This is a genomic window from Rhizobium sp. A37_96 (genome assembly GCF_053521765.1).
Map to the genome: position 1 here is coordinate 648,635 of NZ_JBNWDS010000001.1, position 25,867 is coordinate 674,501.

Below are 25,867 nucleotides of genomic sequence, written 5' to 3' on the forward strand. Positions count from 1 at the left end.
CAAATGGCGGAATTGCGCCGGTTCACTCGCAGCTGATCGCCTCTTCCCAATGATGGCGGCATAGCGAGACGTACTTGTCGCTGCCGCCGATCTCGATCTGCGCTCCCTCGCGCACGACTGCGCCGGCCGCATCCAGCCGCACGACCATCGTCGCCTTGCGTCCGCAATGGCAGATCGTGCGCACTTCGCGCAATTCGTCGGCAATGGTCAACAGCTCCTGCGATCCCGGAAAAAGGCGTCCATGGAAATCCGTGCGCAACCCGTAAGTCATAACAGGCAGACCGAGGCGGTCGACGATATGGGCAAGCTGCCACACCTGCTCGCGCGTGAGGAACTGCGCTTCATCGACAAAAATGCATGCCAGCGGCTCGCTCGCATGCATGTCATCGACCATGGCGTAGAGATCGTCGCTGATCTCGAAGGGAATGGCATCCATCGACAATCCGATGCGGGAGGAGATCACACCGCGCCCGGCGCGATCGTCGAGAGCCGCGATGAAAGCTGCGGTGCGCATGCCGCGCTCCTGATAATTGTAGGCAGCCTGCAGCAGCATCGTCGACTTACCGGCGTTCATCGTCGAATAATGGAAGTAAAGCTTGGCCATGACATTCTCCTTGAATGCTTCATGGGTGCTGTGGAAGGAGAAGAAAAGATATCCCCGGCGAAAACCACAGGATTCAGATGAGCGCCACGTTTGGGAGCCAAACACCTGGCGCCGTTCGGATGGAAAAAGACCGGCGTCGCAATCAGCCCCCTCAAACCGCCGCAAATACACTGTGGTCGCTTGAAAATGTCAGTTATTGATGGTTGCTTGGGAACGTTAGATTGGGAGTCACGCAATGATAAAAAAGACCCTTACTGCATTCGCTTTCGCTTCAGCTCTCTCCACACTGACCTTGGGCGCTACCGCCGCATCGGCCGCCGAAGCGGCGAGCTGTAGCACCGTACATTTCGCCGATGTGGGCTGGACCGACATCACCTCCACGACGGCAACCGCGTCCATTCTTCTGAAGGCCCTCGGCTACGACACCGACGTCAAGGTGCTCGCCGTTCCGGTGACCTATCAATCCCTCAAGAACAAGGACATCGACGTCTTCCTCGGCAACTGGATGCCGTCCATGGCCGAGAACATCAAGCCGTTCGCCGAGGACAAGTCGGTCGAAACCGTCCGCCCCAACCTCGAAGGCGCCAAGTACACGCTGGCGACCAACGAAAAGGGTGCGGAACTCGGCATCAAGGACTTCAAGGATATTGCCGCCCACAAGGACGATCTCGACGGCAAGATCTACGGCATCGAGCCGGGCAATGACGGCAACCGCCTGATCATCGACATGGTCGACAAGAACACCTTCAACCTGAAGGGCTTCGAAGTGGTCGAATCCTCCGAGCAGGGCATGCTCGCGCAGGTTTCCCGTGCCGACAAGGAAGGCAAGCCGATCATATTCCTCGGCTGGGCGCCGCACCCGATGAACAGCACCTACAAGATGACCTATCTGTCCGGCGGTGACGACATCTTCGGACCGAACTACGGCGGCGCGACCGTCTATACCAACGTCCGGGCCGGCTACCTCCAGGAATGCCCGAACGTCGGCGCCTTCATCAAGAATCTCGTCTTCACCCTGCCGATGGAAAACGAAATCATGGGCAAGATCCTGAACGACGGCAAGGATCCGGAAGTGGCTGCAACGGAATGGCTGAAGGCCAATCCGGCAGCGGTTACGCCGTGGCTCGCAGGCGTCACCACCAAGGATGGCGGCGACGGCCTGGCAGCGGTCAAGGCCAAGCTCGGCTTGTAACATGGCGGATGGAGGGGCGGCTAAACCGCCCCTTTCTCTTCCTTGGATGGACTGCTTCCTTTCGCGTCCCGTCACCGCCCGGACAACGGCTTGCGGGACGTGACAGACCGTTATTCTTCGGCGGCACCTCCGGAACCATACAAGACCATCGGAACAGCCGCCCCCAATCGTGGGCAAAGACGTGAACTGGTTAACCGATTACCGCATCCCCATCGGGCCATGGGCCAAAGCCATCGTCGACTGGCTGACGACCAACGTCACATGGTTTTTCGACGGGCTCTCCTTCGTGGTCGCGCATGTGATCAACGCGCTGCTGTTCCTTCTGCAGGCACCGCATCCGCTGATCGTCGTCGTCGTGTTCACCGCCGTTGCCTACTGGATGCGCCGGAGCGTCGGCGTGACGGCCCTCACCTTCATCGGCCTGCTCATCACCATCAACCAGGGCTACTGGAAGGAAACGACCGAGACCCTGGCGCTGGTGCTGGCCTCCACCTTCGTCAGCATGCTTGTCGGCGTGCCCCTCGGCATCGCTGCGGCCCGACGCCCATGGCTCTTCGCCTTCATGCGGCCGATCCTCGACCTGATGCAGACCATCCCGACCTTCGTCTATCTGGTGCCGGCCATGATCCTGCTCGGTCTCGGCATGGTGCCGGGCCTGGTCGCCACCGTGGTCTTCGCCATACCCGCGCCCATCCGCATGACGCGCCTTGGCATCATTTCCACACCACCTTCCCTCGTCGAGGCTGCTGAATCCTTCGGCGCGACGCCACGCCAGGTGCTGCGCAAGGTCGAACTGCCCTTCGCCATGCCACAGATCATGGCCGGCCTGACGCAAACGATCATGCTGTCGCTATCCATGGTGTCCATCGCCGCTCTCGTCGGCGCTCCCGGCCTCGGCGTACCGGTTCTGCGCGCGCTGAACAGCGTCAATGTCGCCAAGAGCTTCGATTCCGGTGCCTGCATCGTCATCCTGGCGATCATTCTCGACCGTATGTTCCGTGCCCCCGGCGAAGGAGACCGCTCATGACCGTCGCTGTCGGCTTCAAAAATGTCAGCATCATCTTCGGCGATCGCCCCGACAACGCGCTGAAACTCGTCGATGCGGGAAAGTCTCGCGATCAGATCGGCAAGGAAACGGGGATGGTGCTCGGCGTCGCCAATGCCTCGCTGGAAATCGAGGAAGGCGAAATCCTCGTGCTGATGGGGCTCTCCGGATCGGGCAAATCGACGCTGCTGCGCGCCGTCAACGGTCTCGCGCCGGTCGTGCGCGGCGACGTGGTCGTCAACAGCAAGAGCGGCCCCGTCAATCCCTATTCCTGCAGCCCGAAGGCCCTGCGCGACCTGCGCATGCACACGGTTTCCATGGTGTTCCAGCAGTTCGCATTGCTGCCCTGGCGAACCGTCGCCGACAATGTCGGCTTCGGGCTCGAGCTTGCCGGCGTTCCGGAGGCCGAGCGCAAGAAGCGCGTCGACGAACAGCTCCAGCTCGTCAATCTCACGCAATGGGCCAACCGCAAGGTCAACGAGCTGTCGGGCGGCATGCAGCAGCGTGTCGGCCTGGCACGCGCCTTCGCGACCGGTGCGCCGATCCTGCTCATGGACGAGCCGTTCTCCGCGCTCGATCCGTTGATCCGCACCCGCCTGCAGGACGAACTCCTCGAATTCCAGCGCCGGCTGAAGCGGACGATCCTGTTCGTCAGCCACGATCTGGACGAGGCATTCCGCATCGGCAACCGCATCGCCATCATGGAGAGCGGGCACATCATCCAGTGCGGAACGCCGCAGGAGATCGTCAAGAACCCGGCCGATCAATACGTGGCCGATTTTGTGCAGCACATGAATCCGATCAGCATGCTGACGGCGCGGGATGTCATGCAGCACGGCGTCGGGCACTCGTCCAATGCCGGCTCCGTCACCGCCACGGCAACGGCGACAACGCCGCTTGTCGATATCCTCGACGCCCTCACCCGCCAGCCGGGCAACATCGGCGTGGTTGACAACGGCACCATTATCGGAACGATCTCGGCGCAAGACGTGGTGGCCGGCCTGACCAGCCATCGGCGAAGGGAGTAGCCGTTCCTGGCTGCTCCTCAATTCATGGAGCAGTTAATGAACGATAAACCATCGGTAATCAGGGAAACGGACGAGGATGCGCGCCAGCAGGCGCGCGGCCTCATGCATGAGGCCGCGCATGCGGCCCTTGCCGTCATCGACCCCGAAACCGGTTTTCCCTCCGTCAGCCGCGTGCTGATTGCCATCGATGCCGATGGCGCTCCCGTCATTCTTGTCTCCGGCCTCTCCTCGCACACCAAGGCCCTGACGAAGGATCCGCGCGCTTCGGTGCTTTTCGGCGAACCCGGCAAGGGCGATCCCCTCGCCCATCCCCGCCTGACCGTGCGTTGCAGCGCGGAGCGGATCGATCGGCAGGATGAAGCGCACGAACGCATTCGCGGGCTTTTCCTCGAACGCCACCCGAAGTCCAAGCTCTATATCGACTTTCCGGATTTCTGCTTTTTCCGCCTCGTTCCGCTCGATGCCAGCCTGAACGGCGGCTTCGGAAAGGCCTACATTCTGTCCGCCGGGGACCTGATGATGCTTTAAGCCGAAAATAAAATTCGGCGGCGCGGGGAGCGCGCGATAGTGCGAGATTTAGTAGCCGGGCAGCTGAATGCGGCAACGACCATTATTGGTAGGTTGCAATCAGGTTGTGACCGAATTTGGCATATTTGTGACCCGGAAACGATAATATCGACCTATTTTGGGCTAATTGAGCCCCTGAACGGGACGCAGGACATCGTTCCTATTATTGCGAGGTCATCATACATACATACCTAAAATAGCATACTCGATACCTTAAATTTAGGTATATACAATCTTCGACGCGTCTTGGTATTGTTAGAAATCGGTTGGTACCGGTTTAGAAATAGCACAGTTTCTGATGTACGCTCCGCATTGGGAAGTTTAACAGATGAAGACAAGAAATTTGGCCGAACACTCTAATGTTGCGGCAGCATTACTATCAGCAATGGCAAACCCGAAGCGTCTTTTGATCCTTTGCAGTCTTGTTAAGGGTGAGGTTCCGGTTGGCGTTCTTGCCAATCAGGTCGGCTTGAGTCAGTCGGCGCTTTCGCAGCATCTTTCGAAGCTGCGCGCTCAGAAACTGGTCAAGACGCGTCGCGATGCTCAAACGATTTACTACTCCAGCACATCGGAATCCGTCATTCGGGTTCTCGAAACGCTGGAAGACATTTATTGTGAGCCGGAAAAAAGTAGATCGGCTGCTTAAGAGCCTTCAATCGCTCTGGGTCTGCTGACGAACGATCCGTGGGGGGACACTTAAAACCCTGAAGATCGACTTACTTCATTACCAGGTGTTTATCATTTTTAACTGGCAAGTCCGTTGGATTTGCCAGTTTTTTCATGTCTGCCCGGGCGAGGATCGGCATCCGTGCAGGCGCCCCCGCCTTGAACCGCGCACCCGACGACGCTCGTCGATTCCGCCCCGATCCGCAGCCGCGCTCCACCCTTTCAGCCCATCTTTGCCTTGACGCAAAAGGGCCTGCTGATAATTTGACCAGGCAGTAAAATATAATCGCGCCGCATAGCGCCGCGATCGGGAAATGGCCCCCGAATGGCCATTGGAGAACAGCATGTCGGACCGTTTGAATGCCACCCCCAACGATTTGCGCGCCTTCTGGATGCCGTTTACGGCCAACCGCCAGTTCAAGAAGGAGCCGCGCCTCTTCGTCGGCGCCAAGGATATGTACTACACCACCCACGACGGTCGGCAGGTACTGGACGGGACTGCGGGACTGTGGTGCGTAAACGCCGGACACTGCCGGCCCAAGATCACCGAAGCCATTGCCCAGCAGGCCGGCGAGCTTGACTATGCGCCCGCCTTCCAGCTCGGCCACCCGAAGGCGTTCGAATTGGCGAACCGCCTGGTGGACATCGCCCCGGATGGCCTGGATCATGTCCTCTATACCAACTCCGGTTCGGAATCGGTCGAGACGGCCCTGAAGATCGCGCTCGCCTATCACCGCGTGAAGGGCAACGGTTCGCGCTTCCGCCTCATCGGCCGCGAACGCGGCTATCACGGCGTCAATTTCGGCGGCATCTCCGTCGGTGGTATCGTCACCAACCGCAAGATGTTCGGCACGCTGCTGACCGGTGTCGATCACATGCCGCACACGCATGTTCCCGGCAAGAACGCCTTCACGCGCGGCGAGCCCGAGCATGGCGGCGATATCGCCAGCGAACTGGAGCGCATCGTCACGCTGCATGACGCCTCGACCATCGCAGCCGTCATCGTCGAGCCGGTTGCCGGCTCCACCGGCGTGCTCATCCCGCCGAAGGGCTACCTGCAGAAGCTACGCGAAATCTGCACCAAGCACGGCATCCTGCTGATTTTCGACGAGGTCATCACCGGCTTCGGTCGCCTCGGCACCCCGTTCGCGGCTCAGTATTACGACGTGAAGCCGGACATGATCACCACCGCCAAGGGCCTGACCAACGGCGTCATCCCGATGGGCGCGGTCTTCGTCACCTCGGAGATCCATGACGCCTTCATGCAGGGACCCGAGCACATGATCGAGTTCTTCCACGGCTATACCTATTCCGGCAACCCGATCGCCTCCGCCGCGGCCCTTGCGACGCTCGACACCTACAAGGAAGAAGGCCTGCTCACGCGTGCAGCCGAACTTTTCGACTACTGGGCCGATGCCTTGCATTCGCTGAAAGACTGCCCGAACGTCATCGACATCAGGAACACCGGCCTGATCGGCGCGATCGAGCTCGACCCCATCGCCGGCGAACCCACCAAGCGCGCCTTCACAGCCTTCCTGAAGGCATACGAAAAGGGCCTGCTGATCCGCACCACCGGCGACATCATCGCCCTCTCGCCGCCGCTCATCATCGAGAAGCATCACATCGACGAGCTGTTCGGCAAGCTTCGCGAGATCTTGCAGAATAATATCTGAGGCGAAATCGCACCATCTCGTCTCAATGAGGCGAAGTGGTATCAGCGAATTCGAAGGCATCCCCTCTCCCCGCTCGCGGGGAGAGGGTTAGGGTGAGGGGCTGTTCACGGGGATGATCAGATGCGCGGTCCGGAACCTAAGATCACACAACGCGCACGCGACCTCCGGCAGATGGACAACGATGCCGAGGCAAAACTCTGGTCGGAACTTCGCAATCGTCGACTGAATGGCTTTAAATTCGTCCGTCAGTTTCCAATCGGTCCTTATTTCGCTGATTTCGTCTGTCGCGAACGCACCCTCGTCATCGAAGTCGATGGCAGCCAACATGCCGAGAACAGACGTGACGCCATTCGCGATGCTTTCATGATCGGTGAAGGCTGGTCCGTCGCGCGCTTTTGGAATGTTGACGTGCTCTCAGCCATGCCATCTGTTCTCGAAACCATCGTGACCATCTGTGAAGGCAGGTTGACCGAAGCTGTGGTGGCTCGTGACTTCAAGTTTCTTCCGCCGGCACCTCCGAAATAGCCCCTCACCCCAGCCCTCTCCCCGCAAGCAGGGAGAGGGAGCCTCTCGTTCTCGCCGAAAACGCCGCCCTATCAACACATTCGGACAGATCCCCTCTCCCCGTAAGACGGGGAGAGGGCTAGGTTGAGGGGCAATACGGAATCAAAGCAGGTGTAGGAAAAGCCATGACCACCAAACTCGAACGCTATATCGACCAGGGCGTCGGCCGGGAGCCTGCGGACATCGTGCTGAAAAACGGCCGGTTCTTCGATCTGGTGACGGGAGAGCTGGTCGCTTCCGATATCGCCATTTGCGGCGACCGCATCGTCGGCACCTGCGGCGACTATCAAGGGCGTCAGGAGATCGATATTTCCGGCCGCATCGTCGTGCCGGGTTTCATCGACACCCACCTCCACATCGAATCCTCGCTGGTGACGCCGCTGGAATTCGACCGCTGCGTCCTGCCCTATGGCGTCACGACGGTCATCTGCGATCCGCATGAGATCGCCAACGTGCTCGGCACCGAAGGCATCCGCTATTTCCTGGATTGCTCGCTGGAAACGATCATGGATATTCGCGTCCAGCTTTCCTCCTGCGTGCCGGCCACGCATCTGGAAACCTCGGGCGCCGATCTGCCGATCGAAACGCTCCTGCCCTTCCGCAACCATCCGCAGGTGATCGGCCTTGCCGAATTCATGAATTTCCCCGGCGTGGTCCACAAGGATCCCGTCTGCATGGCCAAGCTCGAAGCCTTCCAGGGCGGCCATATCGACGGCCACGCCCCTCTGCTGCGCGGCAACGATCTCAACGGATATCTCGCCGCCGGCATCCGCACGGAACATGAATCGACGACGGCCGAAGAAGCGCTGGAAAAGATCCGCAAGGGCATGCATGTGCTGGTGCGTGAAGGCTCCGTCTCCAAGGACCTGCATGCGCTGATGCCGATCATCACCGAGCGCCTGTCGCCCTATCTCGCGCTCTGTACCGACGACCGCAACCCGCTCGACATCGCCGAACAGGGCCATCTCGATTATATGATCCGCACGGCAATCGCCCATGGCATCGAGCCGCTGGCAATCTATCGCGCGGCCTCCATTTCGGCCGCCCGCGCCTTCGGCCTGCGGGATCGAGGCCTGGTGGCACCCGGCTGGCGTGCGGATCTCGTCGTCGTCGACAGCCTTGAGAACTGCAAGGCCGAGATCGTCTTCTCGGCAGGCCGCCGCGTCACGGCCGAGCTCTTCGCCACCCGCAAGCCCATCGCCCCGGTCGGCCTCGATAGCGTTAAGGCCCGCCCGATCAATGCCGCCGATTTCGGTGTGCCGCTCAACGAAGGCGAAAGCTCCGTCATCGGCGTGATGCCCGGCAAGATCATCACCGAGCACCGCCGTTATCGGCTGCCCGCCAAGGGCAATCAGACCGATATCGACCTCGGCAACGATGTCATCAAGGTCGCCGTCATCGAGCGGCACGGCAAGAACGGCAACCACGCCAACGGCTTCGTCCAGGGGTTCGGGCTGAAGAAGGGCGCGATCGCCTCGACCGTCGGCCATGACAGCCACAATATCTGCGTCGTCGGCGTCAACGAGGATGACATGGCGCTCGCCGCCAACCGCCTCAGCGATATCAACGGCGGCTTCGTCGTCGTCGAGGATGGCGTCGTGACAGGCGAAATCGCCCTGCCCGTCGCCGGCCTGATGAGCCTGGAACCATACGAAAGCGTGCGCGACACGCTGCACGATCTGCGCCAGGCGGCCTATGCGCTCGGCGCGACGCTGGAAGAGCCTTTCCTGCAGCTCGCCTTCCTGCCCCTGCCCGTCATTCCGCATCTGAAGATATCGGACAGAGGCCTTGTCGATGTCGACAAGTTCATGCTGATCGGCTGATCAGGCGAGCTTGCCGCAATAGACGTCGAGCGCGGCAAGCACCACCGCCGCGCCGGCGTCTGCCGTTCCAAAACCCGGCATGGCGATCGTCTTGGCCAGCTTGATCCCCTTCGGCAGGGCAACCTTTACCGGCTTGCGGGAGAGATTGAAGACGAACAGCAATGTTTCGCCGCCCTTGGAGCGCGTGAAGGCGAGAACATCCTCCTTGGTATCTAAGAAGGTCATGTCGCCATCGCGCAAGGCCGCATGCTCCCCGCGGAAGGCCAGTGTCTGCCGATAGTGGTGCAGCACCGAATCTCCGTCCGCCTCCTGCTTGTCGACGGCGAGCGCCGCATGCTGGTAGGGAACCGGCAGCCATGACTTGTCCGCGGTCGTGAAACCCGCATGGGCGCGGCTCGCCTCCCAGGGCATCGGCGTGCGGCATCCGTCACGTCCCTTGAACGCCGGCCAGAAACGAATGCCGTAGGGATCGCGCAGATCCTCGAAGGCAAGCTCCGCCTCGGGCAGGCCGAGCTCTTCGCCCTGATACAGGCAGATCGAGCCGCGCAGGGTGGACAGCAGCGAAATCGCCAGCTTCGCGACGCGGGGCTGCTCTTCCTCCGTCTCGGCAAAACGGCTGACATGGCGCTGGACGTCATGGTTGGAGAAAGCCCAGCAGACCCAGCCGTCGACGACGTTATCCTGGAAATCGCCGACACAGCGGCGGAAATGCGCCGGCGTGAAATCAGGGCCTAGCAGATCGAAGGTGTAGCACATATGCAGTTTGTCGCCGCCGCTGGTATAGGCCGCGACCGTCTGCAGCGAGCGCGCGCCGTCGCCCACCTCACCGACGGTCGTGCGATCCTCATACTGGTCGAGCAACGCCCGGAACCGCTTCAGGAAGCCGATATTCTCCGGTTGCGTCTTGTCATAGAGATGGTTCTGCATCCCGTAGGGGTTGCTCTCGGGCGCATCGAGACCGCCCGTTGCAACGAGTGCCGGCGGATTGTCGCGCAATTCCTTGTCGCAGAAATAGTAGTTGACCGTATCCAGGCGGAAGCCGTCCACGCCGCGGTCGAGCCAGAATTTTACCGCCGCCAGCACCGCGTCCTGAACCTTCGGATTGTGGAAGTTCAGGTCCGGCTGCGAGGTCAGGAAGTTGTGCTGGTAATATTGCCGGCGCACGCCGTCCCATTCCCAGCCGGGGCCGCCGAAGATCGACAGCCAGTTGTTCGGTGCCGTGCCATCCGGCTTCGGATCGGCCCAGACATACCAGTCCGCCTTGGGATTGTCGCGGCTTGTCCGGCTTTCCACGAACCATGGGTGCCGGTCCGAGGTGTGCGAGATCACCTGGTCTATGATGACCTTGAGCCCCAGCTCGTGCGCCGCCGCCATCATCTCGTCGAAATCGGCCAGCGTGCCGAAAATCGGATCGACATCGCAATAATCGGCGACGTCGTAGCCCATATCGGCCATCGGCGAGGTGAAGAACGGCGCCAGCCAGATCGCATCGACCCCGAGTGCCGCAATGTGAGGCAGACGTCGGGTAATACCCTTGATGTCGCCGAGCCCGTTGGCATCCGTATCCTGAAACGACCGCGGGTAGACCTGATAGATCACCGCCCCGCGCCACCAATCGGCTCCCGCCGCCTTATTCGTCGATTTCATCAACCCGCCTCGATATCGCACAAGGCTGCCCAGTTTGCACACTCGCGCGCGGGCGGCAAGCCGCCAAAGGGTAGAAGGAAAGATCGCTACTATCAGGACGCGTAAATTCGCAGTATCAATTTTAGAGAATTATCAACATGGAAATCCACGCGCTGAGCACCTCCGACTCTTTTGGGCTTGAAAGCGACGTCGCTTTGGATAGGTTCCGGCATTGACCTGCACGTACAGGTCACCTGTGGAAATAAAAATACCCCTGTAAAATCAGGGACAATAACTCCAGAAAGGTGGGAAAAGGCATGACTCATTTCACCAGAAAATTTCTAGCGACGGCTCTCGTCAGCACGGTATTGAGCTTCTCCGCGCACGCCGCGACCCTCAATATCCACAACGGCGGCGACCCCACGTCGCTCGACCCGCAAAAAATTTCCGGCGATTGGGAAAACCGCATCGACGGCGATATTTTCGAAGGGCTGGTGACTGAGGACCCCAAGGACAATCCCATCCCCGGCCAGGCTGCAAGCTGGACGGTTTCGCCCGACCAGAAGGTCTATACCTTCAAGCTGCGCGACGGCATCAAGTGGTCCGACGGCCAGCCGGTAACGGCTCAGGACTTCGTCTTCGCCTTCCAGCGCCTGATGGATCCGAAGACCGCCGCCCAGTACGCCTATCTGCAATACACGATCAAGAACGCGGAAAAGATCAACAAGGGCGAGATCAAGGATCTGACCCAGCTCGGCGTCAAGGCGATCGACGACAAGACGCTGGAAATCACGCTCGAGAACCCGACGCCCTACTTCCTCAACGCCTTGATGCACTACACGGCCTATCCGCTGCCGAAGCATGTCGTCGAAGCCAAGGGCGATGCATGGGTCAAGATCGAGAACATCGTCACCAACGGTCCCTACAAGCCGGTCGAATGGGTGCCCGGTTCGCACGTCTCCAACGTCAAGAACGATCAGTATTATGACGCCAAGGACGTGAAGATCGACAAGGTGAACTTCTACACCCTCGAGGATCAGGCCGCCGCTCTGAAGCGCTATCGCGCCGGCGAGTTCGATATCCTCACCTCGTTCCCCGCCGATCAGTACGAGTGGATCCAGAAGAACCTTCCTGGCCAGGCGCATGTGGTGCCGTTCCTCGGCACCTATTACTATGTTGTGAACGCCACCAAGCCGCCCTTCAACGACAAGCGCGTCCGACAGGCTCTCTCCATGGCCGTCAACCGCGAAGTCATCGGCCCGAAGATCCTCGGCACCGGCGAACTGCCGATGTATTCCTGGGTTCCGCCGGGCACGGCCAATTATGGCGAGCCTGCCTATGTCAGCTGGAAGGACGAGCCTTACAAGCAGAAGGTAGAAGAGGCCAAGAAGCTCCTGAAGGACGCAGGCTTCGGACCCGATCATCCGCTGAAGGCACAGCTGCGCTACAACACCAACGACAACCACAAGCGCATCGCCGTCGCGATCGCCGCCATGTGGAAGCCGCTCGGCGTCGATATCGAGCTCTACAACACCGAAACCAAGGTGCATTACGATGAAATGCAGCGTGGCGAGGTGCAGATCGGCCGCGCCGGCTGGCTTGCCGACTACAACGACCCGATCAACTTCCTCAACCTGCTGTCCACCGGCGTCGAAATGAACTACGGCCGCTGGAGCAACCCGGATTACGACGCGCTGATCAAGCAGGGCAACGAAGAAACCGACCTGAAGAAGCGCGCCGAGATATACAAGAAGGCCGAGCAGCTGGCTCTCGACGACAGCGCCGCGATCCCGATCTACTACTACGTTTCCCAGAACATCGTCGCCCCGAAGGTCGAGGGCTTCGTGGATAATATTCAGGACATCCACCGCACTCGCTGGCTGTCGATCAAAGAATAATTGGGAACAGGCCCTCTCCCGCATAAACCGGGAGGGGGCCGTTTAAAAACATGTTTGGCTATGCTCTCCGCCGTCTGCTGTCGACAATCCCCGTGCTTTGGATTGCCGTGACAGTGTGTTTTTTCATTTTGCGCCTCGCTCCCGGCGGCCCCTTCGATGGCGAAAGGCCATTGCCGCCGGAAGTCAAAGCCAACCTTGCGGCCCACTACAATCTGGACAAGCCCCTGGTTGAGCAATACCTGATCTATGTCGGCGACGTCATGAAGGGCGACCTTGGCCCGTCCTTCGCCAATCAGGATTTCACCGTCACCCAGCAGATCATGTCCGGCTTTCCCTACACGCTGACCATCGGCGGCGCGGCCTTCGTGCTCGCAACCGTCGTCGGCGTCTTCATAGGCTGTCTTGGCGCACTCTATCAGAACCGCGCGGCCGATTACTGGCTGGGCGGCGGCCTCCTCGTCGGCCTGGTCATGCCGAGCTTCCTGATCGCCCCGATCCTTCAGCTCGTCTTCGGCAACACGCTCGGCTGGCTGCCGGTCGGCGGCTGGGGCGACGGCTCGATCCGGTTCCTGATCCTGCCTATCATCGTCCTGACGTTGCCGCATGCGGCACGCATCTCCCGCCTCATGCGCGGCTCGATGATCGAGGTGATGAGCCAGAACTTCATCCGCACCGCCAAGGCCAAGGGCATCGGCCCGCGGCTGACCGTGATGCGGCACGCATTGAAGCCGGCCATGATGCCCGTCGTCTCCTATCTGGGACCGGCGGCCAGCTACCTCCTCACCGGTTCGCTCGTCGTGGAAAGCATCTTCGGCCTGCCCGGCGTCGGCCGTTACTTCGTCGGAGCGGCGCTTAATCGCGATTACGGCATGGTCCTCGGCACCGTCATTTTCTACATGGTGCTGATCGTTGTCCTCAATCTCCTGGTCGACATCGCCTATGCCTGGCTCGACCCGAAAGTGAGAATGCGATGATCCTCAATTCCGCCAAGAGAGAATTGCTGGAAGCGGAACTGCTTTCGGCTGAAGGGCTCGCACCTAAGGGGCGCTCCCTCACCGGCGATGCGATGCGTCGCCTGCTGCGCAACAAGGCGGCGGCGCTTTCGCTGATCGTGCTGGCGGCGCTGGTGCTCATCGCCATTTTCGGCCCGAGCTTCCTTCCCTTCAACTACGAAGATCCGGACTGGAACTCCTTCCGAGGCGCTCCGGACTTCGCCGCAGGCCACTATTTCGGCACTGATGGCAATGGCCGCGACCTGCTGGCGCGCACGCTTTACGGCACGCGCGTTTCGCTGACCGTCGCCCTCGTCGCCACCCTCGTCTCGGTCGTCATCGGCGTGCTCTACGGCGCCGTTTCCGGCTATTTCGGCGGTCGCGTCGATGCGATCATGATGCGCTTCGTCGATATCATGTACGCCCTGCCCTACGTGCTCTTCGTCATCCTGCTGATGGTGATCTTCGGCCGCAACGTCTATCTGCTGTTTGCGGCGATCGGTGCGCTCGAATGGCTGACCATGGCCCGCATCGTCCGCGGCCAGACCCTGTCGATCAAGCAGCGGGAATTCATCGAAGCCGCCCGCGCCTCCGGGCAGCGGTCGTTCAAGATCATCCTCAAGCATATCGTGCCGAACCTCGTCGGTCCGGTCGTCATCTATGCGACGCTCACCATTCCGGAAATCATCGCGACCGAAAGCTTCCTCTCCTATCTCGGCTTCGGCGTCCAGGAGCCGCTGACGTCGCTCGGCACGCTGATTGCCGAAGGCTCGGCCGGCATGGAGACGACGCCCTGGCTGCTGTTCTTCCCGGCCGGATTCCTGATCGCGCTGCTGATGAGCCTGCTCTTCATCGGCGACGGCCTGCGCGACGCTTTCGATCCGAAGGATCGCTGACATGACAGACACGCTTCTCGAACTCAAGGACTACTCCATCACCTTCCGCACGCCGGAAGGCGAGGTGGCTGCCGTCTCCAGGATGAACCTCAAGATCGGCCGTGGCGAACGGGTCGCCATCGTCGGCGAATCCGGCTCCGGCAAGAGCCAGACCTTCCTCGGCCTGATGGGCCTGCTCGCCAAGAACGGCCGCACCAGCGGCCAGGCGCTGCTCGACGGCAAGGACCTGCTGACGCTGAAGCCGCGCGAACTCGACCATGTGCGCGGCAAGGACATGGCCATGGTCTTCCAGGACCCGATGACCGCGCTCAATCCGTCGCTGCGCATCTCGCGGCAGTTGACGGAGCAGCTGGAGGTCCACGGCGGCCTGACGGCACGCGCGGCCTCGGCTGCGGCGCTCGACATGCTGAAGCGGGTCGGAATCCCCGACCCGACCCGACGCTTCAATCTCTATCCGCACGAGCTTTCGGGCGGCATGCGCCAGCGCATCGTCATCGCCATGGCGCTGCTCACAAAGCCGAAGCTGCTGATTGCCGACGAGCCGACGACAGCGCTCGACGTGACGATCCAGGCGCAGATTCTCGATCTTTTCAACGAGTTGACGGCGGAAATGCATACGGCGCTTGTGATGATTACCCATGACCTCGGCGTCGTCGCCGGCCTCGCCGACCGTGTCGCCGTCATGTATGCGGGCCGTATCGTCGAGGAGGCGCCGGTCGAGGAGCTATACGAAAATCCGGCTCACCCTTATACGGCAGCACTTCACGCCTCGATCCCGCGGCCCGACCAGGATGTCGACGATCTCGCGGTCATCCCCGGTCGTCCGCCGAACCTGATGCACCTGCCGCGCGGCTGTGCCTTCTCGCCGCGTTGCGCCCATGTGCAGGACGACTGTCTGGATGCGGCGCCGCCGCTCGCCCAGCTCGCGCCGCTTCGCTGCGCTGCCTGCTTCCATCCCCTCTCGGCTGATCAGGAACGGAGCCTCGTCCATGGCTGAACAAACGCTTCTGAAGGTCGAGCACCTGACCACGGAATTCGAACTGCCGTCGAAATCCCTCTTCAAGCCGCCGCTGGTACTGACGGCGGTCAACGACGTCAGCTTCGAGCTGAAGACCGGCCGCACGCTCGGCATCGTCGGCGAGTCGGGCTGCGGCAAGTCCACGCTCGGCCGCTCGATCCTGCGGCTGATCAAGGCGCAGAAGGGCCGCATCCTCTGGCAGGGCAGCAACCTGCTCGACCTCAGCGAAGAGGAGATGCGCGCCGCCCGCCGCGACATGCAGATCATCTTCCAGGACCCGATCGCCTCGCTCGATCCGCGCATGACCGTCGGCGACATCATCGCCGAGCCGCTGACCGTCTTCGAGCCGAAGCTGAGCCGCGCACAGCGCCAGGATCGCGTCCGCGAGATCATGGCGGCGGTCGGCCTCGTCCCCGAAATGATCAACCGCTATCCGCACGAATTTTCGGGCGGTCAGGCACAGCGCATCGGCATTGCCCGCGCCGTCATCACCCGGCCGAAGCTGATCATCTGCGACGAGCCGGTCTCGGCCCTCGACGTCTCGATCCAGGGACAGGTCATCACGCTCCTGCGCCGCCTGCGCAAGGAGTTCGGGCTGACCCTGATCTTCATCAGCCACGACCTCTCGGTCGTGCGCCTGATCTCGGACGACGTGCTGGTACTCTATCTCGGCAAGGTGGTGGAGGCGGGCGAAGCCGCAACGGTCTTCGACCATCCGGCCCACCCCTACACGCAGGCACTGTTCTCCGCCGCCCCGATCCCCGACCCGAAGCTGGCGCGTGGCCGCGAGCGCATCCGCCTGCAGGGAGACCCGCCCTCGCCGCTCAACCCGCCGCCGGGCTGCGTCTTCTCACCCCGCTGCTGGAAGGCGACGGATGTCTGCCGCACGAAGATGCCGCCGACCGAGCACGTACGCCCGGGCCAGACGGCGGCCTGCTATCATATGGACCGACCCTGAGGCCGCAAGGTGGACGGCGGTCGCCGCCGTCCTCCTTGCCCAAGCCGCCGCTTGCGCGTATGCAGCACCAGGGCAAAATGCGGGAGGAAGTCTTGGGCGGGCGTTTCTTATCGATCGGCGAATGCATGGTGGAACTGTCGCAGGCCGATGACGGACATCTGCGCAAGGGCTTTGCCGGCGACACCTTCAACACCGCCTGGTATGCCCGCGCCTGCCTGCCCGCAGACTGGTCGATCGACTATTTCACCGCACTCGGCGATGACGCCATGTCCGACGAAATGAGCGCCTTCATCGGCGCCGCCGGCATCGGCACGGCCAGCATCCGCCGTCTTCGCGGCAAGACGCCCGGCCTCTACATGATCAATCTGAAGGACGGCGAACGCTCCTTCAGCTATTGGCGCGACAGCTCCGCCGCCCGCCAGCTCGCGGCCGATGGCGATGCCCTGCGTGCGGCCATAGAAGCATCCGATGTACTCTATTTTTCAGGCATTACGCTGGCGATTCTGCCCCGCGAGGACGCCTTCACCCTCCTGGCCGAGCTGCGCCGCGCCAAGGCTATTGGCAAGCTGGTCGCCTTCGACCCCAATCTGCGCCCTCGCCTCTGGTCGAGCCTGGACGCCATGCATACCATGATCGCGGAGGGCGGACGCGCCTCAACGCTCGTCATGCCGAGCTTCGATGACGAGGCCATGCATTTCGGTGACGATTCGATTGCCGCCACCATCCGCCGCTACCGGCAATACGGAGCCAGCATGATCGTCGTCAAGAACGGCGCCGACGGCGCCACCATCGGCAACGGCACCGATGAGACGCTCGTTCCGGCGGTCAAGGTCAGCAAGATCATCGATACCACCAGCGCCGGCGACAGCTTCAACGGCGCGTTCCTGGCTCATTATCTCCAGCACCGGGACGCGGTTGCAGCCGCCGCGTTTGCCGCCAAAATCGCGGCAAAGGTCATTCAGGAGTATGGCGCGCTCGTCTCTCCCGAGAAGCTGAAAGCCATCCGGTAAGCGCTGTAATATTTCCATCATGGACACCCCCCACAATAGAGTGGGCGCGGGAATCATGTTTGAAGCACCGCAATCGCTGGCACCGTCATCATGAGGATGCGGTGCGGATGGACTGTTTTGGGCATGTTGCAACGCTTGTCAGACATCGACCACACCACCTGGACGCAGGCGGCGACACCCGTCGCGGTACCCGAGCGGCTGCTCATCGTCAGCGATGCCTGGCATCCGCAGGTCAACGGCGTCGTCCGTTCGATAGAGAACACCAACCGCGAACTGGTACGCATGGGCGTCGAAGTGTCGATGATCACGCCCGACGGCTTTCGCAACATCCCCTGCCCGACCTATCCGGAAATCCGGCTGTCGATCGCCAGCTACCGCAAGGTCGCCGCAAGAATAGAAGCGCTCCGGCCGACCTATGTTCACATCGCCACGGAAGGGCCGCTGGGATTGACGACGCGGCGCTGGTGCCTGCGAAACGGCATGCCCTTTTCCACGAGCTACCACACGCGCTTTCCCGAATATGTCGCCGCCCGCCTGCCGATACCGCAAAGCTGGCTCTACGCCTTCGTCAGATGGTTCCACAATGCCGGCTACGGCTGCATGGTGGCGACGCCAAGCCTCGCGAGCGAACTCAAGCAGCGCGGCATCCACAACCTGCTGCCCTGGAGCCGGGGCATCGACTCCTCCCTCTTTCGGCCGCAGCCACAGGAAGACGCTCCCTTCGGCCTGCCTCGCCCGATCTTCATGACCGTTGGCCGCGTGGCGCTTGAAAAGAACCTGCCCGCTTTCCTCGATCTCGACCTGCCGGGATCGAAAGTGGTGGTGGGCGATGGCCCGGCACGGGCCGAACTGCAGAAGCTCTATCCGGATGTGCATTTTCTGGGAGCCAAGTTCGGCGAAGAGCTGGCGCATGTTTATTCACAGGCCGACGTCTTCGTCTTCCCATCCAAGACCGACACCTTCGGCAATGCCATCCTGGAAGCGCTCGCCAGCGGCGTCCCGGTTGCCGCCTATCCCGTGACCGGCCCGGCGGACATCCTGAGCGGCGATAGAGCCGCCGGCGTGGTGGACGCGGATCTGGCAACCGCGTGCCTGGCCGCTCTTTCCTGCTCGCGCGAGGCGGCCCGCTCGCTGGCGCTCAACTATTCCTGGGAAGCCGCCACGGCCCAGTTCATCGGCAATGTCCGGATTGCCAACCGCCGGGGCCGCGTTCACCAGCATTGAGCTTTCGATGAGCTCACTCATATTGATTTCCTTGACACCCTGCGCCAGATAGCTGATAGCGCCCGTGCGTGGCCGTCAGCGCGATCGTCCGGGCTGAAGCGCGTCATTGCACCCGACATCAACGGCGCTCGCCGCTGCGGCATGCCCGGGAACGGCGCGACACGAGCGGGCTTTCCGAAAACGGAAGAAACCCGTAGCACCGCCGTAAATTTGGGTGTACAATTATTTATCGCACGATTTACATGAGACCTCTCAGGGAGGACTTGAGATGACCGACGACCCGTTAAAGCTGGACACCTTCATCTGCTTCGCCCTCTATTCGGCGAACCACGCAATGAACCGGCTCTACAAGCCCATGCTGGACGCACTTAACCTCACCTATCCGCAATATCTCGTCATGGTGACGCTATGGGAGCAGGACGGCCAGACTGTCGGCGGCATCGGCGAGAAGCTGTTCCTCGAATCGAGCACGCTGACGCCGCTTCTGAAGCGGCTGGAAGCGGCCGGCTTCATTCATCGCATCCGCAGCAAGGAAGACGAACGTCAGGTGCTGATCCATTTGACCAGCGAAGGCAAGGCGCTGAAAAAGAAGGCGGCAAACGTTCCCCCATGCATTCTGGATGCTACGGAGCAAACAGCCGAAGAGCTCACGAGGCTGAAGGCGGAAATCACCACGCTGCGCGAGGCGCTCAGCAAGAACGCGGCCTGATCCGAAGCGCCCTCGCCCGACGGCGGGGCGCTCAGTCGGACTATCGCTTCTTCTTGTTTTCGTAAGGGTTTTCCGACGTACGGAAATGGATGCGGATCGGCACGCCGGGCATGGCGAAATCCGCGCGCAAGCCGTTGATCAGATAGCGCACATAGGATTCCGGCAGCGCATCGGAGCGCGTGCAGGAAATCATGAAGGCCGGCGGACGAGCCTTGACCTGCGTCATGTACTTCAGCTTGATACGACGCCCGGAAACAGCCGGTGGCGGATGCTGAACCTGCTGCGTCTCCAGCCAGCGATTGAGCTTGGCGGTGGCTATGCGCTTGTTCCAGACCTTGTCGGTATCGACGATCGCCTGCATCAGGCGGTCGAGCCCCTCGCCGGTCTGGCCGGCAATCGGTATGGCGCGAATACCGCGCGCCTGCGGCAACAGCCGGTCGGTCTTTTCGCGCAGGTCGGCAAGCACGGCCTGACGATCCTCGATCATGTCCCACTTGTTGAAGGCGAGCACGGCGGCCCGTCCTTCGCGGATGACGAGATCGACGATCTGCAGATCCTGCTTCTCGAAAGGAATGGTCGCGTCGAAGACGATGACAACGGTCTCGGCAAAGCGGATGGCGCGCAACGCATCGGCGACGGAAAGCTTCTCGAGCTTTTCCGTGACCCTCGCCTTGCGGCGCATGCCGGCGGTATCGAACATCTTCACCGTGCGTCCGCGCCAGCTCCAGTCGACGGAGATGGAATCACGGGTGATGCCGGCTTCCGGACCGGTCAGCAGACGATCTTCACCGAGAAAGCGGTTGATGAGCGTCGATTTGCCCGCATTCGGGCGGCCGACGATGGCAACGCGCAACGGCTTGGTTTCGTCATAGGCCGGTTCTTCGTCAATCTCCTCGCCATCCTCGCCGACGGCGGAGCGCGGAATGCTGACATTCGTTTCCGCTTCGTCGTCCGTCTCCGGAAAGGCGCGCTCAGGGCCGAGCGCCTCGACGATCGCGTCGCGCAGGTCCATCATGCCCTGGCCGTGTTCGGCCGAAATCGGGCAAGGTTCGCCAAGGCCGAGCGTGTAGGCGTCGTAGAAGCCGCTATCGGAGCCGCGCGCTTCGGATTTGTTGGCGACCAGCACCACGGGCCGGCCGCGCTTGCGCAGCATTTCCGCCAGTGTCTTGTCGACATGGGTCAGGCCCATCTTGGCATCGACGACAAAGAGCGTCAGGTCGGCCTCATCGATCGCAGCTTCCGTCTGCGCGCGCATGCGGCCTTCAAGCGTCTCCTCGTCGGCTTCCTCGAGGCCCGCGGTATCGACGATACGAAACCGGAGATCGATCAGCTTGGCGTCGCCAGGGCGGCGGTCACGCGTGACGCCCGGCGTATCGTCGACAAGCGCCAGCTTCTTGCCAACCAGACGGTTGAAAAGGGTGGACTTTCCGACATTCGGGCGACCGACGATCGCGACCGTGAAACTCATTTAGCGACTTATCCTTCAGCCTTTTGCGACCGGAGCCTTGCCGGATGCGGTGATGAGATCGAGCAGCATCTGAGCGCGGTTGGCGACGTTACGCGGGCTCTGCGGATCGTCGACGATCGCCTGGAACCACTGCCGGGCCTTGGCGAAATCGCCGGCCTTGTAGGCGGCAAGGCCAAGAACGTCGCGCGCCGAATGACGGAAACCGTCGGCCGGTACGGCAAGCTCCTGCGCTTCGGCGGCAACCTGATCGTAGGTGCCGGTGTCGACGAGCAGATAGGCTGCGCGCAAACGGGCGGCATCGCGAACGACGACCGGAATATCAGTCTGCTTGCCGATCGCCGAGAACGTGGCGATGGCGCCAGCCTTGTCGCCCTTCTGGGCCTGCAGCGTCGCCGCACGCAGGCGTGCCAGCAACGGATAGGAACCGGGGCCGGTCTTTTCGATGGCGGCAAATGCGGCGAGCGCCTCATCCGTCTTGTTCTGATCGGCCAGCGTCAGGGCCGCGACGAACTGGTCGCCGCCGCTGCCGGCCTGATTGCCTGCCCAATAGCGATAGCCGCTATAGGCTGCCGTGCCGAGAACGATGAGCACGGCTCCGCCGATGATGAGCTTGCCGAAACGGCGCCACACGAACCGCAGCTGGTCCGAACGCAGTTCCTCATTCACCTCGCGGATGAAGCTATCGTCATTGAATGCCATTCTCGTCTCCGGCCCAGGCCAAATTGTAGCAAAAAGCGTAGGGGTTAGTGGGGCCTTCTACTCCATTTTGCGGCTGATGTAAGGGGGAATGGCAGAAATCGTCACATAACGAGCGGTGAGACCCCGATAATCCACGCATGAAGCTTCCAAATGATCAATGCCCAGACGATAGCGCCGATGACGATCGCATAGAGATCGTATTTCGCCGAGACGAACGGACGCAAGGTGATTTCTCCGGCGCGCTCGCGCCGCTTCAGCGAAATGCGCAGGATCACGCCCCAGGCGAGGAAGGCGGCAAAGAGCAGGATGGCGGCGCCATCGCCATTGGACAACAGGTGCGCCAGCGCCCAGATTTTCACCGACAGCACCATCGGGTGCTTCGTCCTCACCGCGATATGCCCCGCCGGCAGCAGCGAGGCGACAAGACAGATCATCGCGAACAGCATCAGCAGGATGGTGATATGGCTCATCCAGAACGGCGGCGACCAGACCGGCGTCATGTCGCGTGCCTCGCCGAAGCCATAAATCAGCACGATCAGCGCGATGACGCTCGCGACCGAATAGGCGACCTTCCAGCCGGCCTCGCCGAGGCTTGCAATCAATGAGGCGCGCAGGCCCGGAACGACGACGCGGATCAGATGCAGGCCGAGAAAAAGAACAATACCCAGAATAAGCAATGCCATGGATGAAATCCTCTATGGTCTTGGAGTCACATCCTTATCGGCTGCCACAAAAAATTGCCAGCATCACCGCAGCTTTGCCGTATTTGCGCGAAAGGAAGGAAGCCACCCGGAGCATGTCGTCGAAAATCGCTGGGCGATCTTTGGCAAGCCATGCTCGATCAAGCAACGTCGGTGCCCATGTTTCGTTTCGCCTCCTGCCTCTCCCTTGCGCTTTCCCTTGCCCTGCCCGCAGTCGCCCAGGCCGATGGAAAGCCCAAGCAACTGGTCATGATTTCCTTCGACGGCGCGCATGACAACGCGCTCTGGACCAGGAGCCGCGAGATCGCGTCACGCAACGGCGCGCACTTCACCTACTTTCTTTCCTGCACCTTCCTGATGAACAAGGCGCAAGCCAAGGCCTACCAGGGACCGAAACAGCGCGTCGGCAAATCGAATGTCGGCTTTGCCAAGAGCGAGGATGATGTCCGCACCCGCATCGCCAACATCTGGGGCGCCCATCTGGAAGGCCACGATATCTCCAGCCATGCCTGCGGCCATTTCGACGGCAAGGGCTGGAGTGCGGCCGACTGGAAGCAGGAATTCATGAACGCCCGCCTTGCTCTTCGCGATGCCTGGAAGAATGTCGGCGTGGCCGACAAGGAGCCGCAGGGCTGGGAAGATTTCGCCACGCATGACGTCAAGGGTTTTCGCGCGCCCTATCTCTCCACCAGCGACGGCCTCGTACCGGCGGAAAAGGAGATGGGATTCGAGTATGACGCAAGCCTCGTCACCAAAGGCCCCGCCCTGCCGCAAGTGGTCGACGGCATCTATCGCTTCGGCCTGCCGCTGATCCCCGAGGGGCCGGAGCATCGCCTGGTCATCGGCATGGACTACAATCTCTATGTCAGGCATTCCAAGGGCGCCGAGGACAAGGCAAACGCCAAGACCTATGAGGACCGCACCTTCGACGCCTTCGAAGCAGCCTTCAGCAAGCAATATGACGGCGAGCGCATCCCGCTCCAGCTTGGCTTCCACTTCGTCGAAATGAATGACGGCGCCTACTGGCGCGCGCTCGACCGCTTCGTCAGCGACGTTTGTCACAAGCAGGATGTCGCCTGTGTCAGCTATTCCGAAGCCATCCCGTTGATAGCCTCCCGAGGCAAGCCCCAGCAGGGGTGAGGAGCAGTCGGGCCAAGCTCGACCATGCGCTGCCTCTCCCTCCTGTCCATTGATTGAAAAAGGCCCCGTTTCCGGGGCCTTGTTTCATCAGCCGTCTACGTGAACGACGGACGTGTCTCGTTCCAGGTAAGTCTGGTCGATCTTCGGCAGCGGCACATCGTCGATTGCAGCCTCGAAGGCTTTCAGGCGCTTGTGGATCGACAGCAGTTCGATGATCGTCGTCCAGGAGCTGACGAGATACTGGAAGGAATTGCTGACCTGGCCGAACGCCGTGGCGATCTGCTGCCAGATACCGAGCGTGATCTTGTGGGCAACGAAGGTCGGCACCAGCACGAAATACAGGAAGATCGCATCGATCTGGCCGTATGAATAGCGCGCGACGTTGAAATACGCGTAGTGAAAATACATGCGGAAATAGTTGCGCCGAACGTTGGAGAAGAGCTCCTTCACTGTGGGCGGCTGTGCGCGATCCTCGCGATCCTCGCCGTAGACAAGTTCCTTGCGGTAGGCTGCCTCGACGCGCTGATTGCGGAAGTTCAATCCCGGCAGCTTGATCCCGAAGAGCGCAAGCAGGAAGGTGCCGAACACCGACCAGATCAGCGCAAGCCAAACAAGCGAATACGGGATGGCGCCGATAATCGGCAGATCGGTCACATATTTCGACAGTTCCAGCAGGATCGGCAGGAAGACGATGAGCGTCATGACGGAGCCGATCAGGCTGACGCCGAGCCCTTCGAGGTTGGTCGCAAAGCGCATGGTGTCCTCCTGGACACGCTGCGATGCACCTTCGATGTGGCGAAGCTTTTCCCATTTCGACATGTAGAAATTGTTCATCGCCCAACGCCAGCGGAAGAGATAGTGGCTCAGGAAGAACGATGAAACAACGCTCACCGCTACGCCCACCATACCGAGCTGCGTGAACGCCCAGAGCAATCCATAGAAATCGCCATCGGTGACGCCAGGCTTTCCGCCGAGAGCATTCTGCAGAAGGTCAAAGAAAGGCCGGCGCCATACGTTTACCGCCACGTCGATCTGAACACCGAAGTAGGTGATGAAGACGATGAAAGCAGACCCCCACACCGACCAGGCGACCCAGGGGTTGCTCTTCGAAACCACATGCCAGAAGCCGCAGAAGACGGCAGCGGCGAGGATAAAGTAAATATAAAACAGGAAATTGCTGGGAGCAGCAAAAAATGCCGCCCCGACCGGCTGCTGCTCTTCCGGCAGCGGCGGATAGCCCATGGACGCAACGATATTTGCGCCGACGAGATACCACAGGAAGACGCAGACGAGCGCCCAGACGACCGCTGAGGAAAAGAAGAATCTCGGATTCGGGAAGAAAGAATGGAACACGACGGTTAGGCTTCCTGTTGGTTCGAACGACCACAAATGACGTCAATTTGCGGCGAGCCTAGGACAGTTCGCCGGGAGCGGCAACCGGCGGTGACCTATTCTTACGTAGATGTAATCGCTTATCCCATGATCGTGATGCAGTTGTTCAGCAACGAATTTTCACCCATTGGATGAGTTCCCTCCCCATTTGAGCGACCCTTTCGGCAATTATCGGTGTCGTTAAGTCGCCCCCTTGCAGAATACTATCTTACGATATATATCTTACGACATGACGAACGATATAAACCCTCACACTTCACAAGGAGAAACGATATGAGAGGTTTCAGAGATCGCATGTTCGGAGATGGCTTTGACATGGTCGAGGCATATATCCTACGACATGGCCGAGACCGTGAATCGCGCGGCGAGCACAGGAGAGACTTCATGAGAGGCTTCAAGGGCGGCATGTTCGGCGGCGGGTTTCGCACCGGCCGCAAGTTCGATGCGGCCGACCTGCAGCTCATCATCCTCGCCCTGCTTTCCGAGCAGCCGCGCCATGGCTATGAACTGATCAAGACTTTCGAGGAGCGCTCCGGCGGCTTCTACGTGCCGAGCCCGGGCGTGATTTACCCCGCCCTCACCTATCTGGAAGAGACCGGTCAGACGGAAGTCGAGGTGAGCGGAACGAAGAAACTCTACCGCATCACCGAAAGCGGTCAGAAGCGCGTCGACGATAACCGTGACCTGGTTGAGGTGACACTCGCCAAGCTCGCCTCCATCGGCGAAAAGATGGCCCGCGTCCGCGAGGTTTTCGATGGCGGTGACGACGACGGCCGGGATAGCCCGTTCGATCGGCATGGCGCGGGCGACGTGCATCGCGCTCGCCATCTTCTCCGCTCCGCACTTCGCTCGAAGTTCCCTTGGAGCAAGGCCGAGGGTGCGCGCATCGCGGCAATCCTCGAGCGCGCAGCCGCCGATATCATTCGCGGTGAGACGAAGGCCGGCGGAGAGCCGAAGACGGACGACTAAGCGGA

Annotated in this window: 24 protein-coding genes; 18 read left to right on the plus strand and 6 right to left on the minus strand. The window is 61.0% G+C overall.

Going from position 1 to position 25,867, the window contains the following annotated elements; all coding sequences use genetic code 11:
• Positions 1-22 precede the first annotated feature (22 nt).
• Entirely contained in the window at positions 23-604 is a 582-nt protein-coding gene (locus tag ACQZ6J_RS03140; protein WP_449081883.1) for a thymidine kinase, read from the minus strand.
• A gap of 235 nt (positions 605-839) precedes the next feature.
• On the opposite strand from ACQZ6J_RS03140, the gene ACQZ6J_RS03145 reads away from it, so the two are divergent.
• From ACQZ6J_RS03145 to ade, 8 genes are all read left to right on the plus strand, one after another.
• Positions 840-1,796 (plus strand): choline ABC transporter substrate-binding protein, encoded by a 957-nt coding sequence (locus ACQZ6J_RS03145; protein WP_163987956.1) that lies wholly within the window; start codon positions 840-842, stop codon positions 1,794-1,796.
• 181 nt (positions 1,797-1,977) lie between these two features.
• Positions 1,978-2,823 (plus strand): choline ABC transporter permease subunit, encoded by an 846-nt coding sequence (gene choW, locus ACQZ6J_RS03150; RefSeq protein ID WP_348643482.1) that lies wholly within the window; start codon positions 1,978-1,980, stop codon positions 2,821-2,823.
• A complete protein-coding gene (gene choV, locus ACQZ6J_RS03155; RefSeq protein ID WP_449081886.1) occupies positions 2,820-3,869 on the plus strand; it encodes a choline ABC transporter ATP-binding protein in 1,050 nt (349 codons plus the stop codon). The genes choW and choV overlap by 4 nt, the downstream gene beginning before the upstream one ends.
• 36 nt (positions 3,870-3,905) lie before the next feature.
• Complete coding sequence (locus ACQZ6J_RS03160; RefSeq protein ID WP_163987959.1) at positions 3,906-4,397, plus strand: HugZ family pyridoxamine 5'-phosphate oxidase; 492 nt, start codon at positions 3,906-3,908, stop codon at positions 4,395-4,397.
• Between the two features lie 367 nt (positions 4,398-4,764).
• Positions 4,765-5,082: an ArsR/SmtB family transcription factor gene (locus tag ACQZ6J_RS03165; RefSeq protein ID WP_004116664.1), complete on the plus strand. Its 318-nt coding sequence runs from the start codon at positions 4,765-4,767 to the stop codon at positions 5,080-5,082.
• 364 nt (positions 5,083-5,446) lie between these two features.
• Positions 5,447-6,775, plus strand: coding sequence for an omega-aminotransferase AptA (aptA, locus tag ACQZ6J_RS03170; RefSeq protein WP_449081889.1), 1,329 nt, complete (start codon positions 5,447-5,449; stop codon positions 6,773-6,775).
• Positions 6,776-6,895: 120 nt separating this feature from the next.
• On the plus strand, positions 6,896-7,300 hold the full coding sequence (locus ACQZ6J_RS03175) for an endonuclease domain-containing protein (RefSeq protein ID WP_449081891.1): 405 nt from the start codon (positions 6,896-6,898) through the stop codon (positions 7,298-7,300).
• Between the two features lie 164 nt (positions 7,301-7,464).
• Positions 7,465-9,162 (plus strand): adenine deaminase, encoded by a 1,698-nt coding sequence (gene ade, locus ACQZ6J_RS03180; RefSeq protein ID WP_204326639.1) that lies wholly within the window; start codon positions 7,465-7,467, stop codon positions 9,160-9,162.
• Here ade and bglA read toward each other — a convergent pair whose 3' ends face one another.
• A complete protein-coding gene (bglA, locus tag ACQZ6J_RS03185; RefSeq protein ID WP_449081894.1) occupies positions 9,163-10,809 on the minus strand; it encodes a beta-galactosidase BglA in 1,647 nt (548 codons plus the stop codon). It lies immediately after the preceding gene.
• 296 nt (positions 10,810-11,105) lie between these two features.
• On the opposite strand from bglA, the gene ACQZ6J_RS03190 reads away from it, so the two are divergent.
• From ACQZ6J_RS03190 to ACQZ6J_RS03225, 8 genes are all read left to right on the plus strand, one after another.
• Positions 11,106-12,686, plus strand: coding sequence for a peptide ABC transporter substrate-binding protein (locus ACQZ6J_RS03190; RefSeq protein ID WP_163987962.1), 1,581 nt, complete (start codon positions 11,106-11,108; stop codon positions 12,684-12,686).
• A gap of 50 nt (positions 12,687-12,736) precedes the next feature.
• Entirely contained in the window at positions 12,737-13,660 is a 924-nt protein-coding gene (locus ACQZ6J_RS03195) for an ABC transporter permease subunit (protein ID WP_163987963.1), read from the plus strand.
• Entirely contained in the window at positions 13,657-14,574 is a 918-nt protein-coding gene (locus ACQZ6J_RS03200; RefSeq protein ID WP_163987964.1) for an ABC transporter permease, read from the plus strand. The genes ACQZ6J_RS03195 and ACQZ6J_RS03200 overlap by 4 nt, the downstream gene beginning before the upstream one ends.
• A 1-nt stretch (position 14,575) precedes the next feature.
• Positions 14,576-15,571 (plus strand): ABC transporter ATP-binding protein, encoded by a 996-nt coding sequence (locus ACQZ6J_RS03205; protein WP_449081897.1) that lies wholly within the window; start codon positions 14,576-14,578, stop codon positions 15,569-15,571.
• The gene (locus tag ACQZ6J_RS03210) at positions 15,564-16,550 is read left to right on the plus strand and encodes an ABC transporter ATP-binding protein (protein WP_449081899.1); all 987 of its coding nucleotides are present in this window, start codon (positions 15,564-15,566) and stop codon (positions 16,548-16,550) included. The genes ACQZ6J_RS03205 and ACQZ6J_RS03210 overlap by 8 nt, the downstream gene beginning before the upstream one ends.
• Before the next feature lie 92 nt (positions 16,551-16,642).
• Positions 16,643-17,560 carry a sugar kinase gene (locus tag ACQZ6J_RS03215; protein WP_449081901.1) on the plus strand — a complete coding sequence of 306 codons (918 nt, stop codon included), beginning with the start codon at positions 16,643-16,645 and terminating at the stop codon, positions 17,558-17,560.
• 123 nt (positions 17,561-17,683) lie between these two features.
• Positions 17,684-18,784 carry a glycosyltransferase family 4 protein gene (locus ACQZ6J_RS03220; RefSeq protein WP_449081903.1) on the plus strand — a complete coding sequence of 367 codons (1,101 nt, stop codon included), beginning with the start codon at positions 17,684-17,686 and terminating at the stop codon, positions 18,782-18,784.
• A gap of 268 nt (positions 18,785-19,052) precedes the next feature.
• Entirely contained in the window at positions 19,053-19,493 is a 441-nt protein-coding gene (locus ACQZ6J_RS03225) for a MarR family winged helix-turn-helix transcriptional regulator (RefSeq protein WP_163987969.1), read from the plus strand.
• Between the two features lie 40 nt (positions 19,494-19,533).
• Here the strand turns inward: ACQZ6J_RS03225 and der are convergent, their stop codons facing one another.
• From der to ACQZ6J_RS03240, 3 genes are all read right to left on the minus strand, one after another.
• Complete coding sequence (gene der, locus ACQZ6J_RS03230) at positions 19,534-20,961, minus strand: ribosome biogenesis GTPase Der (protein ID WP_163987970.1); 1,428 nt, start codon at positions 20,959-20,961, stop codon at positions 19,534-19,536.
• Between the two features lie 15 nt (positions 20,962-20,976).
• The gene (locus tag ACQZ6J_RS03235; protein ID WP_449081906.1) at positions 20,977-21,660 is read right to left on the minus strand and encodes a tetratricopeptide repeat protein; all 684 of its coding nucleotides are present in this window, start codon (positions 21,658-21,660) and stop codon (positions 20,977-20,979) included.
• Between the two features lie 101 nt (positions 21,661-21,761).
• Positions 21,762-22,343 carry an NnrU family protein gene (locus ACQZ6J_RS03240; RefSeq protein WP_163987972.1) on the minus strand — a complete coding sequence of 194 codons (582 nt, stop codon included), beginning with the start codon at positions 22,341-22,343 and terminating at the stop codon, positions 21,762-21,764.
• Between the two features lie 177 nt (positions 22,344-22,520).
• Here ACQZ6J_RS03240 and ACQZ6J_RS03245 point away from each other — a divergent pair, with 177 nt between their 5' ends.
• Positions 22,521-23,501, plus strand: coding sequence for a polysaccharide deacetylase (locus ACQZ6J_RS03245; RefSeq protein WP_449082758.1), 981 nt, complete (start codon positions 22,521-22,523; stop codon positions 23,499-23,501).
• An 87-nt stretch (positions 23,502-23,588) separates the two neighbouring features.
• On the opposite strand, the gene sbmA is transcribed toward ACQZ6J_RS03245, so the two are convergent.
• A complete protein-coding gene (sbmA, locus tag ACQZ6J_RS03250) occupies positions 23,589-24,854 on the minus strand; it encodes a peptide antibiotic transporter SbmA (RefSeq protein WP_449081908.1) in 1,266 nt (421 codons plus the stop codon).
• Between the two features lie 423 nt (positions 24,855-25,277).
• On the opposite strand from sbmA, the gene ACQZ6J_RS03255 reads away from it, so the two are divergent.
• Positions 25,278-25,862 (plus strand): PadR family transcriptional regulator, encoded by a 585-nt coding sequence (locus ACQZ6J_RS03255; RefSeq protein ID WP_163987974.1) that lies wholly within the window; start codon positions 25,278-25,280, stop codon positions 25,860-25,862.
• Positions 25,863-25,867 lie beyond the last annotated feature (5 nt).

Excerpts from the sequence above, each read along its gene's own strand:
- ACQZ6J_RS03140 (WP_449081883.1), bottom strand. The coding sequence starts at position 604 with ATGGCCAAGCTTTACTTCCATTATTCGACGATGAACGCCGGTAAGTCG.
- ACQZ6J_RS03145 (WP_163987956.1), top strand. The coding sequence starts at position 840 with ATGATAAAAAAGACCCTTACTGCATTCGCTTTCGCTTCAGCTCTCTCC.
- choV (WP_449081886.1), top strand. The coding sequence starts at position 2,820 with ATGACCGTCGCTGTCGGCTTCAAAAATGTCAGCATCATCTTCGGCGAT.
- ACQZ6J_RS03160 (WP_163987959.1), top strand. The coding sequence starts at position 3,906 with ATGAACGATAAACCATCGGTAATCAGGGAAACGGACGAGGATGCGCGC.
- ACQZ6J_RS03165 (WP_004116664.1), top strand. The coding sequence starts at position 4,765 with ATGAAGACAAGAAATTTGGCCGAACACTCTAATGTTGCGGCAGCATTA.
- aptA (WP_449081889.1), top strand. The coding sequence starts at position 5,447 with ATGTCGGACCGTTTGAATGCCACCCCCAACGATTTGCGCGCCTTCTGG.
- ACQZ6J_RS03175 (WP_449081891.1), top strand. The coding sequence starts at position 6,896 with ATGCGCGGTCCGGAACCTAAGATCACACAACGCGCACGCGACCTCCGG.
- ade (WP_204326639.1), top strand. The coding sequence starts at position 7,465 with ATGACCACCAAACTCGAACGCTATATCGACCAGGGCGTCGGCCGGGAG.
- bglA (WP_449081894.1), bottom strand. The coding sequence starts at position 10,809 with ATGAAATCGACGAATAAGGCGGCGGGAGCCGATTGGTGGCGCGGGGCG.
- ACQZ6J_RS03190 (WP_163987962.1), top strand. The coding sequence starts at position 11,106 with ATGACTCATTTCACCAGAAAATTTCTAGCGACGGCTCTCGTCAGCACG.
- ACQZ6J_RS03195 (WP_163987963.1), top strand. The coding sequence starts at position 12,737 with ATGTTTGGCTATGCTCTCCGCCGTCTGCTGTCGACAATCCCCGTGCTT.
- ACQZ6J_RS03200 (WP_163987964.1), top strand. The coding sequence starts at position 13,657 with ATGATCCTCAATTCCGCCAAGAGAGAATTGCTGGAAGCGGAACTGCTT.
- ACQZ6J_RS03205 (WP_449081897.1), top strand. The coding sequence starts at position 14,576 with ATGACAGACACGCTTCTCGAACTCAAGGACTACTCCATCACCTTCCGC.
- ACQZ6J_RS03210 (WP_449081899.1), top strand. The coding sequence starts at position 15,564 with ATGGCTGAACAAACGCTTCTGAAGGTCGAGCACCTGACCACGGAATTC.
- ACQZ6J_RS03220 (WP_449081903.1), top strand. The coding sequence starts at position 17,684 with ATGTTGCAACGCTTGTCAGACATCGACCACACCACCTGGACGCAGGCG.
- ACQZ6J_RS03225 (WP_163987969.1), top strand. The coding sequence starts at position 19,053 with ATGACCGACGACCCGTTAAAGCTGGACACCTTCATCTGCTTCGCCCTC.
- der (WP_163987970.1), bottom strand. The coding sequence starts at position 20,961 with ATGAGTTTCACGGTCGCGATCGTCGGTCGCCCGAATGTCGGAAAGTCC.
- ACQZ6J_RS03235 (WP_449081906.1), bottom strand. The coding sequence starts at position 21,660 with ATGGCATTCAATGACGATAGCTTCATCCGCGAGGTGAATGAGGAACTG.
- ACQZ6J_RS03240 (WP_163987972.1), bottom strand. The coding sequence starts at position 22,343 with ATGGCATTGCTTATTCTGGGTATTGTTCTTTTTCTCGGCCTGCATCTG.
- ACQZ6J_RS03245 (WP_449082758.1), top strand. The coding sequence starts at position 22,521 with ATGTTTCGTTTCGCCTCCTGCCTCTCCCTTGCGCTTTCCCTTGCCCTG.
- ACQZ6J_RS03255 (WP_163987974.1), top strand. The coding sequence starts at position 25,278 with ATGAGAGGCTTCAAGGGCGGCATGTTCGGCGGCGGGTTTCGCACCGGC.